This is a genomic window from Shewanella sp., from assembly GCF_047975355.1.
Classification (GTDB): domain Bacteria; phylum Pseudomonadota; class Gammaproteobacteria; order Enterobacterales; family Shewanellaceae; genus Shewanella.
This window is the reverse complement of record NZ_JBKEDJ010000032.1, coordinates 21,056-34,942: the sequence shown is the minus strand read 5'-3', so window position 1 is coordinate 34,942 and position 13,887 is coordinate 21,056. Positions and strand designations below refer to the sequence as shown.

The window sequence follows — 13,887 nt, the reverse complement described above, 5'->3', positions numbered from 1 at the left end:
GAGTCGATTTACCGTACTCTATTGCATTTGGAGGCAGACATTTTGCGAAAGATGTATAAGATAAAGAGAATTTTGTAAAAATATCGGCTTTTGTTGAGGGTGTTCAAAGGATTGATGGGATGTTAGCTGGAGTCTTAACAATAAATAGTGCCTATGGTTGATGAGTTCTATCCCATAGTACCCAAGTGTTAGCCCTGCTTGGATTGTCGTACAAAGTGTTGGTTACGATTAGGTTTTACGTTTCTAAAACATGGGCTTAGAACATATGGCTTTTGATTGGTTTTCGCAGTTTTTTATTTCTTCCCAAGACAGCCTCTTGCTGAATGTCTATTACAATCCTCTGTTAGTGACTATCTCTATTCTGATTGCGATTTTTGCGGCCTTTATGGCTTTTCAGGTCACAACCCAAGCCCAAGCGGTGCACAGCCAGTCGAAAGCACGTCAGCAGATCATGTTGTTGACCGGGAGCGTCGTCCTTGGCGGTGGTGTCTGGTCGATGCATTTTATTGGCATGTTGGCCTTCGATTTGTGTTCGCCCGTGGCCTATGGCTTTGGGCTCACGGTACTATCCCTATTACCCAGCATAGGTGCCTCATGGGTGGCGCTGAACTTACTATCTAAACCGAGTTTTCAATTTTCCCAAGTCTTGATTAGCGGCACCCTAGTCGGGGCGGGGATCGGGACTATGCATTATGTGGGCATGGCGGCTATGGATATGGCGCCGTTGCTGCGATACGACCCGTGGATTTTTGCCCTGTCGATTGTGGTTGCCGTGCTGTTAGCCATTATTGCACTTTGGGTTCGCACTGGGCTAAATCAGCTTATCTCATCCAATATGAGCACCATCACGAGTAATTTTATTGCCAGTATAGTCATGGGGCTGGCGATTTCGGGTATGCATTACACCGGTATGGCGGCGGCGCGTTTTGTTAGACCCGAAGGTTTGGAGCTTAGCGAGCAGACCTCGGAAATCTCATTTTATCTCGCGCTCGGCGTCTCAGTTATCACCACTGCAATCATCTGCTTAGTGCTGATAGTGAGTGTGATTTTTAAATATAAAGATCTGTCTTTACTAGCAAAATCCAATGAAGACCGCATGAGCGCCATGATGAATACCGCCGTGGATGGCATTATTACCATCGATGGACAGGGCATCATAGTCAATGTTAACAAAGCGGTGAGCACCATCTTAGGCTGGTCATCCGCCGAGTTACTGGGCGAGAATGTGAGAAAAATCATGCCAGAGTCGATTCGTCCACATCACGATGGTTATTTAGCGCGGTATATAAACACTCGCGAAGCACAGATTATCGGCACCGGCCGTGAGGTTCAGGCGCAACATAAAGCGGGTCATTCAGTGCCGGTACGCCTCAGCATAAGTCATGTGATGCAGGGCAAGGACCATTACTTTGTCGGCTTTATTTCTGATCTCAGCCAACGTAATGAGATGGAACAAGAGCTTAAAAGCAATGAGGCAAAGTTTCGCTCGTTGATCACCAATATTCCCGGGATTGCTTATCGCTGTAAAAGCACAGAGGGGTGGCCCATGGTGTTTATTAGCGAGGCAGTGCTGAACATCACTGGCTATCCGGCTGAAGATTTTGAGCTTCCCCATCCTAAACGTTTCTTTTCGGATCTCTATTATCCAGATGATATTGAAGCCATTTATGCACAGGCTCAGCCTCCGACCTTTTCGATGGAATACCGTATTATCCGTGCAGACGGCGAAGTGCGTTGGCTATTCGAACATGGTAATTACATCCAAGATGAAACCAGCAATGAGGTATGGATTGACGGTTTCTTAATGGATATCACCGAGCGTAAGGTGATGGAGCAGGACTTGGTGACGGCCAAGAACAATGCCGAGCAGGCGGCCGCGGCCCGAGCGGCCTTTTTGGCCAATATGAGCCATGAGATCCGCACGCCGATGAATGCCATCATCGGTTTTAGCGATATTCTGTTGGAGTCGGTATTAAATACTGAGCAGCACAAACAGCTCTCCACCATCAATCGATCTGCTAAATCCTTAATGCATTTACTCAATGATGTGCTCGACAGCGCTAAGCTCGACAAGGGAAAACTCGAGTTAGAAAACCGTGTGTTTTGCTTAACCGATGAAATTGATACTGTGATTTCAACCCTTTGGTTGCAGGCAAAAAAACAGCGTTTATCTCTCGAGGTCGATATTGCCCCCTCAATGGCGGTGAACTTTATCGGCTCACCCGAGCGTATTCGCCAAGTGCTGATCAATCTAATTGGTAATGCCGTTAAATTTACCTGTGAAGGCAAGGTCACAGTCAGTGTCTTCCCGCAAAACGACAATCTGGTGACCTTTGAGATTATCGATACTGGTATTGGGATGTCACCCGAGCAGCTTAATCGGGTATTTGAGGCATTTGCTCAGGCGGATGCTTCGATGAGCCGAAAATACGGTGGTACAGGCTTAGGAACCACAATTAGCAAACAGTTAGTTGAGCTGATGGGCGGTAAGCTTGAGGCTGAGAGTACCTTAGGGCAAGGCAGTACATTCCGCTTTACCATTCCCTTGCAACCTAGCTCTGAGCCGCTCGAGACCGAACGCACCGATTATGGCGTATTACCGCCGCTGACCTTGTTAGTGGTCGATGATATTCAACAGAATATCGATCTCCTGTCCGTATGGTTGACCCGTCAAGGGCATAAAGTGATCAGCGCCCGCGATGGTGAGCAGGCGCTGCTGCGGATGCAAAAAGCCGACATCAATATCACGCTGATGGACTTGCAAATGCCTGTTATGGATGGACTGACGGCGGCTAAAATGCGCCGCGAGCAGGAGGCTGAGTCCCAGTTGCCCCATATGCCGATCATTGCGTTGACCGCGAGCGTACTTGAACAAGATAAAAGCGCCGCAGAGCAAGCTGGTATGGATGGCTTTGCTAATAAGCCCATCGATTTTGCGCTGCTGACGCGGGAAATTGCCAGAGTGTTGCAACTTAATCCACCTCAAGCCGAGTTTGAGTCTTTGCAACCAGTCAGCACTCTACTTGTCGATGAGGCCAAGGGCGTGAAATTGTGGGGCTCTAAACCACAATTTATCAAAGAGTTGATGAAGTTTATTGCCCAGTGGCCAGAAAAAAGCCAAGCGTTACAACAGGCAATTAATCAGCAAGATACCGCAAGGATTAAACTCTTAAGCCATAGTCTGAAAGGTGTCAGCGGTAATCTGGGTTTATTGCAGTGGATGAGCGACTTTGCGCAGTTAGAGCAGTTAGGCCAAGCAGAGCCTCCCTCGCTTGAGGCGATGGAGGCTATCATTGCGAGGATCAGCGACTCACTCGTCGAGATTGGGGATTACATCGAGAACACCACAGCGCCATCAGCTAGTGTATCCGATGTCATCCAAGCGGGGACAAGCGATCCTGCGCAATTATTAGCGCATATCGAGGCTTTGCTCGCGTCGGTTGCTCACCATAGTTTTGATGAGTCTGATCTTGAGGCGCTTACCGCGCGTATTGATGAACATTTGCGCCTTAGCGTGACAATAATTACCGAGGCCTTAGATAACTTTGATTTTGATATTGCCCATAACGAATTGCTCGAGTTACGGCGTATTATCACAGCGAATAAGGAGTAGCAATGCAGTCTGCAGCTGAACATAAAAAAACCTTATTGTTGGTGGATGATGAGCCAGTTAACTTACGGGTACTAAAGCAAGTTTTGCATCAGGATTATCATCTTATCTTTGCCAAAAGTGGCGAAGAAGCTTTGCGTTTAGCGCAAACTGAACAGCCATCGCTTATCCTCCTCGATATTATGATGCCGAATATGACTGGGCTGGAGGTCTGTCAGTTGCTCAAAAATATCCCCGAAACTCAGTCGATCCCGGTCATTTTTGTCACCGCACTGAATGATGAACACGATGAAGCGGCGGGCTTTGCCGTGGGCGGGGTGGATTACATTGTCAAGCCGATATCGGCCACCATAGTCAAAGCGCGAGTGAAAACCCATTTATCTTTAGTGCAGGCCGATGAATTACGCCGTACTCGCTTGCAAGTCATCCAACGTCTAGGTCGCGCCGCCGAATATAAAGATAACGAAACTGGCACCCATGTGCTGCGCATGAGCCATTATTCTAAAATTTTGGCATTAGCCTATGGGTTGAGTGAGGCACAGGCTGATGATTTATTGCACGCGGCTCCCATGCACGACATTGGTAAAATTGGCATTCCCGATAGCATCATGCTCAAACCGGGTAAGCTAACCGATGAAGAGTTTGCCATTATGAAAAACCATCCCCATATCGGCGCCGAGATTATTGGTGAGGCGGATTCCGAGCTGCTGCGATTAGCAAAATCCGTGGCGCTGACTCATCACGAGAAATGGAACGGCACCGGTTACCCTAATGGATTGAAAGGCGGAGAAATTCCATTAGAGGGGCGCATAGTCGCCTTGGCCGATGTATTTGATGCACTCACCAGCAAACGTCCCTATAAAGAAGCATGGTCAATTGAGAAGACCATGGACTATATCCACGAGCAGAGTGGCGTACATTTCGACCCTGAGTTGGTGCGGTTACTGACCGAAAACTTAGATAAAGTGATTGAAATTAAAAATAAATGGATAGATAGCTGAGCATGTTGCAAGTCAATTATGATCGTTAGCCATGATGGATAAGGCTCAATTGAGGAGCCTTATCACTCAAACAAGTTAAAGCTTAAGATAAAAATCCTCGGTTAGTTCAATCATTTGCTCGGTGTAGTTTCCATCTTCCCCACGGATGGTGAGCTGGGTGCGTTGGTATGGCTCCACCTGAGTTTTACTTAATAGCAGTAGCACACGATTCGCAGCTTTATTTTCTACACTTTTTACCCACACTTCCTGCACGAGATACAGTGCTGCGCCATTAAGACAGGCCTTAAAGCGCGTCAGGCTTTGGATTGGTAGAATCAGGCTGGCGTATCCCTCAAGCGATAGGCTCTGACTTATCGCATTGAGTAAGGGCGTAAAGCCTAAGGTGTCAGTGTGGCGTGCCATCGCCCTGTGTTGTTCACTCGCCTTCGGGCCATGCTCAAAGTAGGGGGGATTGCAGATGATATGGTCAAAATATCCTTGATACTGAGCCTGTTTGCAAAAGCTCTGAATATCCCCATGGACAAGCTGACACCTCTGCGCCCACGGACTTTGCGCCATATTGTATTGGCATGCGGTGGCGGCTTTCTCTTCTAATTCCACAGCAATGATCTGCCCTTGGCTACGTTGCGCTGCCATTAAACTCAATAATCCACTACCCGCACCAATATCGAGTATGTGCTGTGCCTCCGTCAGCGGTGCCCATGCGCCTAATATCACGCCATCGGTGCTGACGGGCATGCCGCAATTAAGATCGTCAATGTGGAATTGTTTAAAGGTAAATGCCATGGAAATTACATCATCAAGTGAATAATCACGATTTCGCGTCAGTAAAGAAGGGGTATTTTAAAGGGCATACCGCATATTCGCTAAGATTTTTGTGCCTGATACAAATAAGTCTATTCTTCCATTTAGATCTAATTTTGGTGTTTTTTATGCTGTTTTAAGTCGAGTTTCACTTAAGTAACGGTTTAATTTATTACCTTAGTAACGCATTGTTAGCAGTTAATTAGCATTGTTGAGCTTTTTTAGGTGAAAACAGTGTTGTCTGTTGTATTAGTTTTCTAATTCTGATATTAGTTTCGCCCCCATTTTTAATCAATTTTATGATTAACGGATAGGTGAACGGGTTTTTAGGTGAATAAATCGGCAGTGAAGCCAATTTTTAGTTCATTTTTGTTTATAAACTCAGCAGATATCGCACATATTTACCACGGAATTGTGTAAACATAGATTTGCACTCCGGATGGGCTTTGTTTTAGCTATGGCTAATCGACACATAATCACTTAAGTTTATTAAAAACAATAAGACAAGATGGGGCTTTACGTGCAAGACAATCAGATGAGTATCGGGGATACATTAGGCTTAGGTTTTATGACCTTCGCGTTTTTTTTGGGGGCGGGTAACTTAATTTTTCCACCCTTTGCGGGCATGTTGGCCGGGGAGAATATGCTCCTTGCCATGTTAGGTTTTCTCATCACTGCCGTAGGTTTACCTTTAGTCGGGCTCATTGCTGTTGCTAAGGCTCAAGGTAAGGTTATGGCAATGCTGCCAGTGTTCGCTGCAACCGCGTTGGCAATCGCGATTTATATCATTATTGGGCCTGCGTTTGCGGCGCCACGTACGGGTCTTGTGGCCTATGAAATTGGTGCTAAGCCCTTTATCGACAACACCACCGCGACCATTATGTTTGGTTCAACTGAGCTGAATCTGTCACAACTGCTCTATACCATGGGCTTTTTCATCGTGACTATGTTGCTGGCACTGTTCCCTGGTAAATTGCTCGACAGCGTGGGTAAAGTGTTAACCCCTATTTTGTTAATTCTATTAATCGGCCTTGCCGTTTCAGTGATGTTTTTACCTGCTTTCGATGCTGGTGTTCCCGTAGCCGAATATGCCCGTCATCCGCTGACCAAGGGCGTGTTAGAAGGTTACAACACTATGGATACACTGGCGTCTCTGATGTTTGGTATGTTGATTATCGATATTCTGCGTAAAAAGGGCGTTGATGCACCTGCGGCACAAACTAAGTATCTTATTCGCGCAGCGTTAATCGCCGCGAGCGGTTTAGCCTTTGTCTATGTGTCACTATTTTTCCTCGGAGCAACCGCGGGTGATATCGCTGCTGGGGCTAAAAATGGTGGTGAGATCTTAACTAACTACGTGACTCACCAGTTTGGCGGCCTAGGAACTGTATTGTTATCAACTGTTGTGACCTTAGCTTGTTTAACTACTGCGGTGGGCTTAGTGAGTGCGTGCTCTGAGTTCTTCAACGAGTTAATGCCTAAATTGTCTTACCGTTTCTTGGTGATTTTCTTCAGCGTCATTTGTGCACTGGTCGCAAACGTTGGCTTAACGCAGCTGATTGCTATCAGTATTCCAGTGCTGATGACGGTATACCCTGTAGCGATTGCTTTGGTTGCAGTGACCTTCTTAACTGGCTTTTTCCGTAATCCGCAATTTTCTCACCGCGCAGCGTTATTAGTTGCGTTGTTCTTCGGTATCTTAGACGGCATGAAAGTCGCAGCGGGTAGCTTAGTCGGTGAAAACGGTCAGGCAAGCAATGGCTTAGCTCAAGGCTTTGTTGACTTAGTTAACGGCATGGCGCCAGCACTATCTAAATTGCCTTTGTATGAAGAGGGGATGGCTTGGTTAATGCCAACAGCGATTGTGATTGTGCTGTGTTTATTTGTTGGCAAACCACAGCAAGCAAAAGTGGCTTAAGTTAAACCTCCCTTTAGCGGGAGTGTTAAGCTAATATCAACGGCGTATCCTTAGAGTGCGCCGTTTTTTTATGGAGTTTTTGTGGCTAAAACCTATCAGTGCGATCCGCTTATCGATGCCTTTCTCGATGATCTTTGGTCCAGTAAGGGCTTAAGTGATAACACCTTGAGTGCCTATCGTACCGATTTACGCCATTTTGACCGCTATCAACAGAGCCAAGGCCTGCGGTTAATCGAGGTGGGGCAAGCCGATGTGCGTGCCTATTTAGCCTACCGCGTCGAGCAACAATTTGCCCGTACCAGTAGCGCACGTCTACTGAGCAGTTTACGGCGTTTTTACACTTATTTATTGCAGACCAAACAGATTGCTGGCGATCCTATGGCGTTAATTGAATCGCCTAAATTGAGTCGGCAGTTGCCCGATTCCTTAAGTGAGTCTCAGGTCGATAGATTGCTGGCCGAACCCAATGTGGACGACCCCGTCGAATGCCGTGACAAAGCCATGCTTGAACTCTTATACGCCACTGGATTACGGGTGAGTGAGCTGGTGGGACTCACCATGGAGCAGATAAGTTTGCGCCAAGGTTTAGTGCGGATTGTGGGTAAGGGCGGTAAAGAGCGCTTAGTGCCCATGGGCGAGCTGGCCATTACCGAGGTTGAGCGTTACTTAAGCTTTGCGCGCCATGAGCTGTTAGGCAATATCCAATCCGATGTGGTGTTTCCCTCGAAGCGCTCGCAGATGATGACGCGGCAAACCTTCTGGCATAGGATCAAGCTCTATGCTAGCCGCGCCGGAATCGAAACTGAGCTGTCGCCCCATACTCTACGTCATGCCTTTGCTACCCATTTACTTAACCATGGCGCCGATCTGAGGGTGGTACAATTACTCTTAGGTCACAGTGACTTATCCACGACTCAAATCTATACCCATGTGGCTCGAGCGAGATTACAAGAGTTGCATCAACAGCATCATCCTCGCGGTTAGGTTGGATTCTTAACAAAACCGCGAATGATTGAATTTAGTTACAGTATAAATTTGCATTCTATCTAGCTTGTCTGTAACTTTTTGCCCCCATACAGGGTCTACTAAGATGACCCATATTTCGCAGTAGCGATTTAATTAATAGGAAGTCCCATGAAGTTGACCCGAGCATTATCTTTAGTTGTCGCGCTTGTTGTTGCGCCTCTGGCCAGCGCCGCTACGGCGACCATTCCCGACACAGCTGCGATTAAGCAAAAACTCAGCGAAATGTTAGACGTTGAAGTGATCTCAATGCAGGATTCACCCATCGAAGGTTTATACCAAGCCATGACCAATCGTGGTGTGCTCTATATCAGCCGTGATGGCACAAAACTGTTCCACGGTAACTTGTACGATCTCGATAAGGGGATGAAAAACCTGACGGAAGCCGCACTTGCTGGCCCGCGTCTGGAGATGATGAAGCCGCTTGAAGATCATATGTTGGTATACAAGGCCAAGGATGAAAAACACGTAGTGACGGTATTTACCGATGTAAGCTGTGGCTATTGCCGCAAGTTGCATAGCCAAATGGCCGACTACAACAAGATGGGCATTACCGTGCGTTACTTAGCCTTCCCACGTGCGGGCGTACCATCTGCCAATGCCGATGAAATGCAAGCCATCTGGTGTGCTAAGGATCCATTAAAGGCCATGACAGAAGCCAAGGCGGGCAAAAAAGTGTCTGCCGCGACCTGTGATGCCAAAATTGCCGAGCAGTATGAGTTAGGTACCAGCTTTGGTGTTAACGGCACGCCTGCAATCGTATTGGAAGATGGCAGCATGATCCCTGGATATCAACCACCTGCGGATTTACTGCGTACCTTAGAAGCGCGTAAATAATCCCGTTTCGGATAAATTTATCTCATTAAAGGTGAGCTTAAGGCTCACCTTTTTGTTATCTTAGCCCCATGATTGCTTAAGAGTTTGCTCCCTTGAACCATAAGATAGTCCGTCGTCCAACCGTTGATGATAGCCATTTACCCGCTCACCTTCCGCCGTTATTAAGACAGCTTTATGCCCGCCGTGGTGTTATGCCTAACGAGTGTGAGCTAGTGCTTAAAGGCCTGTTAAGACCCGATACTATGAAGGGCTTGGAGCAGGCTGCTAAGTTGATTGCCGATGCGATGCAGCAGGATAAGTCGATACTAATCGTGGGTGATTTTGATGCCGACGGCGCCACCTCGACCAGCGTGTGTATCCTAGCACTGCGAATGATGGGAGCGAGCAAGATCGATTATCTGATCCCTAATCGTTTCGACTACGGTTATGGCCTAAGTCCTGAGATTGTCGCCGTGGCGGCATCCAAACAGGCAGAATTGCTTATCACAGTGGATAACGGTATTTCCTCGATTGAGGGCGTAGCCGCCGCCAAGGCCTTTGGCATGCAGGTGGTGATCACCGACCATCACTTACCCGGCCATGAGTTACCGGCGGCCGATGCCATAGTGAATCCCAATCAGCCCGGTTGTCAGTTTGCTAGTAAATCCATTGCTGGCGTTGGGGTCGCCTTTTATCTGATGACGGCGCTTAGGGCAGAGCTGCGCGCTCGTCATTGGTATCAAGCCCGCGGTATTGCCGAGCCCAACCTCGGCACTCTGCTGGATATTGTTGCCCTTGGCACTGTGGCCGACGTGGTCTCGCTCGATGCCAACAATCGTATTCTGGTCGAGGCGGGATTGCAGCGGGTACGCAGTGGTCGATGCCGCGTAGGCATTACCGCCTTACTCGAAGTGGCCAAACGTAATCCAGCTCGCATTGTTGCCTCGGATTTTGGCTTTGCCGTAGGCCCAAGGCTTAATGCCGCCGGTAGGCTGGATGAAATGGCGCTAGGGGTCGAAACCCTGCTGTGCGAAGACATTATGTATGCAAGGCGGATGGCGGCAGAACTCGATAGCCTCAACCAAGAACGACGTGAGCTTGAGGTCGGGATGCAGCAAGAGGCGCTGAAAAGTCTTGAATATCTAAAGCTTAATGAAGAGCAACTCCCATGGGGCATAGCCCTTTTTCAAGAGGATTGGCACCAAGGGGTTATCGGTATTCTTGCCTCACGGATTAAAGATAAATACCACAGACCCGTTATCGCCTTTGCCGATGCGGGTAATGGCGAAATTAAAGGCTCGGCGCGCTCCATTAAAGGTTTGCATATGCGGGATCTGCTGGAGTTGGTTAACTCTCGCCATCCAGGGCTTATCAGCAAATTTGGCGGCCATGCAATGGCGGCAGGCTTAACCTTAAAGTCCGGCGGCTTCGCAACCTTTGCTAAAGCCTATGATGATGCGGTGCGTGAACTATTAAAGCCTGAGCAGCTGACGGGCGAGCTGTGGTCCGATGGCGAATTAACGCCGACGGAACTTACCCTCGAAATTGCTCAGTTACTCCGTAATGCGGGGCCTTGGGGTCAGTCCTTCGAGGAGCCATTATTCGATGGCTATTTTAAGATTATCCAGCAGCGGATTGTGGGGGAGCGCCACCTTAAATTAGTGCTTGAAACCCCATGCAGTACAGTGATGTTAGACGCTATTGCCTTTAATGTGGATTTACACACTTGGCCCGATGCGACGATTCAACATGCGCGCATCGTCTATAAGCTGGATGTGAACGAATATCGCGGTAATTTCACCCTGCAGTTGATGGTCGAGCAAATCGAGCCAATGTAGTCAGTAATTGCGTGGACGTAAGGTGAAAAGGAGTTCAGTTGAAGCCGTTATCGGATAAAAAAATTCGTCAGTTACTCAAACGCTTTGCGTGGATATACACGGCATGTTTGAGTATTCCCTTTCTGTCAGCGCTTTTGACGACCAAGGAACAGGGCCAAATGCTGATTATTGGCATTTGGCCTGCCGCTTCACTGCTTTACTTCTTGGCTTATCGTCATCTCGCTCATTTATTCAAATATGAAATCAATCGTCACTTGGCATTTACCAACCATGGTGGTGGCACTCTGGCGGGCGCCTTGTATTCGCTAGCTAAATTAGTGTTATTTGCCATGGTTTTCATGTTATTGGTAAGCCTCAACAACAGCTAAATCGAGGCGAGTGATGGAATATCGGGTCAGCACAGCGCAAACGGAAATGGATTTTGAGCTTATCCATGGTTTTATTTCCAACAGTTATTGGGCGCAGGGCATGCCGCCTGAACTCTTGCGAAAGGCGCTTAGCAATAGTTTATGTTTTGGGGTGTTTGATAAGGATAATCAGCAGCTTGCCTTTGCGCGTATGATTACCGATAAAGCCACCTTTGCCTACCTTGCTGATGTGTTTGTCCTCGAATCTCACCGCGGCTTAGGTTTAAGTAAGATGATGATGGCAGCAATTATGGAACATCCTGATCTGCAAGGATTAAGACGCATAATGCTCGCTACCCGCGATGCCCACGGACTCTACGCCCAGTTTGGTTTCAAAGCGGTCGATACACCAGAAACCTTAATGCAAATTAGGCTTGAGAGCCCCTACCTAGATTTATCCAGTAAATAGGCATGGTACTCAATAGATGATTTCCTAAGGGGATGTGAGGAAGTGGAATGTCCATTTGATAAGTATGGGTGAATCAAGGTGAAAGGATTAAGAGCTTTTATAAGGGTTGCTTATTTATCATTCTTGTATGTCATTTACCTGACTTTAGGGGGCATGCTGTTTGCGCTGCTTCGAACTGTGATGAGTGAGTTTGGAAATTTCACTGAGTTCATTCATATTTTTCTCACTATGAGTATCGTAATAGTGATTCCTTTTTGCTTATTCGGTTTGGTTTTAGACTTCTTTAGAATCAGAGCGTATTGTGTTTTAGTTCGGAGGTTAAAGATGAAATACAGTTATTTCTTATCTCTGGATACTAAAGAGCAAGAAGCATTAGCGCGTTCTTTGTGAAGAGTGCCATTTCTCGAAGGCAACAAAAAGCCAGCATCTGCTGGCTTTTAAGTCATAGGAATAATCGTTAACGATTAAGCCGCTTTAGTTTCTGTAGTCTCGGTACTGTCATCGCTATGGCGAATTAAGTAATCAAACGCACCCAGAGAGGCATTGGCACCGCTACCCATGGCGATGATGATTTGCTTGTAAGGTGAGTTAGTTACGTCACCTGCGGCAAATACGCCTGGTACTGAGGTTTGGCCGCGCTCATCAACGATGATTTCGCCACGAGGAGTCAAATCCACAGTGCCTTTTAACCATTCGGCATTGGGCACTAAACCGATTTGTACGAAGATACCAGCCAGCGCGATATGGTGGCTTTCACCCGTTGCACGGTCGGTGTAGTTCAGGCCGTTTACACGGGTACCGTCACCTGTCACTTCAGTGGTCATCGCTTGGGTAATAATGTGGATGTTACCCATTGAAGCCGCTTTACGTTGCAGCACGTCATCGGCGCGCAGTTTGCTATCAAACTCGAGTACGGTCACATGCTCAACGATGTTGGCTAAGTCGATAGCCGCTTCGATACCTGAGTTACCACCACCGATCACTGCAACGCGTTTGCCCTTAAATAATGGGCCGTCACAGTGTGGGCAGTAAGCCACACCTTTACCACGGTATTCTTTCTCACCGGGGACATTCATTTCGCGCCAGCGGGCACCGGTTGCCAAAAGGATGGTACGGCTGCGCAGTGTAGCGCCACTTGCTAACTCGAGTTCGAATAAACCATCGCTCGCCAGTTTAACGGCTTTCTGGTTATCCATAATATCGACTTCGTAGTCACGAACGTGGGCTTCAAGGTTTGCCACCAGTTTTGGACCTTCAGTCGCTTTTACCGAAATAAAGTTTTCGATACCAACGGTTTCGGCGACTTGACCACCAAATTTATCAGCTACCACACCAGTACGAAGACCTTTACGGGCGGCATAAATCGCTGCCGCAGCACCAGCTGGTCCACCACCGACGACTAAGACTTCGTATGGGGCTTTTTGGCTCAATTCTTCAGCTTTACGGCTGGCAGCGCCAGTATCGAGTTTATTTAAGATCTCACCGATGCTGATACGACCCGCGGCAAACACCTCGCCGTTTAAGTACACAGACGGTACGGCCATGATGTTGCGGCTGGCAACTTCATCCTGGAACAGGGCGCCGTCGATCATCACGTTGGTGATGTTCGGGTTAATCGCGGCCATCATATTCAGCGCCTGAATCACGTCAGGGCAGTTTTGGCAGGTGAGTGAAACATAGGTTTCAAACTCATACTTGCCTGGCAGATTACGGATCTGCTCAATGACGTCATCGCTGAGTTTGATTGGGTGTCCACCCGTGTGCAGCAGGGCTAACACGAGTGAGGTGAATTCGTGACCCATAGGCAGACCAGCAAAGCTAATCTGCGTATTGAGATCGGTGTTAACCACTGTCATCGCAGGCGTACGAGAGCCTTGAGCTTCTTTGAGGCTCACTAAAGAGGAAAGGCTAACGATGTCATTGGCTAAGCTTTTTAATTCTTGAGACTTCTTGCTTTCATCTGCTGACACGACAAGTTCAACTGGTCTCTTGAGGTTTTGCAGATAGGTTTGCAGTTGATTTTTTAAATTCGCATCTAACATGATGACTCCAAAATCCTTG

General features: G+C 47.6%; 10 protein-coding genes. 8 read left to right on the top strand and 2 right to left on the bottom strand.

What is annotated here, in order from left to right; translation table 11 throughout:
• Positions 1–250 precede the first annotated feature (250 nt).
• Complete coding sequence (locus tag ACK5NH_RS10500; protein ID WP_416919889.1) at positions 251–3,613, top strand: MHYT domain-containing protein; 3,363 nt, start codon at positions 251–253, stop codon at positions 3,611–3,613.
• 2 nt (positions 3,614–3,615) lie between these two features.
• Positions 3,616–4,611 carry a response regulator gene (locus ACK5NH_RS10495; protein WP_416919887.1) on the top strand — a complete coding sequence of 332 codons (996 nt, stop codon included), beginning with the start codon at positions 3,616–3,618 and terminating at the stop codon, positions 4,609–4,611.
• 75 nt (positions 4,612–4,686) lie between these two features.
• Here the strand turns inward: ACK5NH_RS10495 and ACK5NH_RS10490 are convergent, their stop codons facing one another.
• Positions 4,687–5,397: a tRNA1(Val) (adenine(37)-N6)-methyltransferase gene (locus tag ACK5NH_RS10490; RefSeq protein WP_416919885.1), complete on the bottom strand. Its 711-nt coding sequence runs from the start codon at positions 5,395–5,397 to the stop codon at positions 4,687–4,689.
• Positions 5,398–5,923: 526 nt separating this feature from the next.
• On the opposite strand from ACK5NH_RS10490, the gene brnQ reads away from it, so the two are divergent.
• The 6 genes from brnQ (at position 5,924) to ACK5NH_RS10460 (ending at position 11,826) form a co-directional block, all read left to right on the top strand.
• A complete protein-coding gene (brnQ, locus tag ACK5NH_RS10485; protein ID WP_416919883.1) occupies positions 5,924–7,333 on the top strand; it encodes a branched-chain amino acid transport system II carrier protein in 1,410 nt (469 codons plus the stop codon).
• An 81-nt stretch (positions 7,334–7,414) separates the two neighbouring features.
• Entirely contained in the window at positions 7,415–8,317 is a 903-nt protein-coding gene (gene xerD / locus ACK5NH_RS10480) for a site-specific tyrosine recombinase XerD (protein ID WP_416919881.1), read from the top strand.
• A 150-nt stretch (positions 8,318–8,467) separates the two neighbouring features.
• Positions 8,468–9,193 (top strand): bifunctional protein-disulfide isomerase/oxidoreductase DsbC, encoded by a 726-nt coding sequence (gene dsbC / locus ACK5NH_RS10475; protein WP_416919879.1) that lies wholly within the window; start codon positions 8,468–8,470, stop codon positions 9,191–9,193.
• Positions 9,194–9,285: 92 nt separating this feature from the next.
• Positions 9,286–11,010 carry a single-stranded-DNA-specific exonuclease RecJ gene (recJ, locus tag ACK5NH_RS10470; protein ID WP_416919878.1) on the top strand — a complete coding sequence of 575 codons (1,725 nt, stop codon included), beginning with the start codon at positions 9,286–9,288 and terminating at the stop codon, positions 11,008–11,010.
• A gap of 38 nt (positions 11,011–11,048) precedes the next feature.
• Positions 11,049–11,378, top strand: a complete 330-nt coding sequence (locus ACK5NH_RS10465; RefSeq protein ID WP_416919876.1) for a hypothetical protein — start codon at positions 11,049–11,051, stop codon at positions 11,376–11,378.
• A 13-nt stretch (positions 11,379–11,391) separates the two neighbouring features.
• Positions 11,392–11,826, top strand: coding sequence for a GNAT family N-acetyltransferase (locus tag ACK5NH_RS10460; RefSeq protein ID WP_416919874.1), 435 nt, complete (start codon positions 11,392–11,394; stop codon positions 11,824–11,826).
• Between the two features lie 464 nt (positions 11,827–12,290).
• On the opposite strand, the gene ahpF is transcribed toward ACK5NH_RS10460, so the two are convergent.
• Entirely contained in the window at positions 12,291–13,868 is a 1,578-nt protein-coding gene (gene ahpF / locus ACK5NH_RS10455; RefSeq protein ID WP_416919872.1) for an alkyl hydroperoxide reductase subunit F, read from the bottom strand.
• Positions 13,869–13,887: the final 19 nt, after the last annotated feature.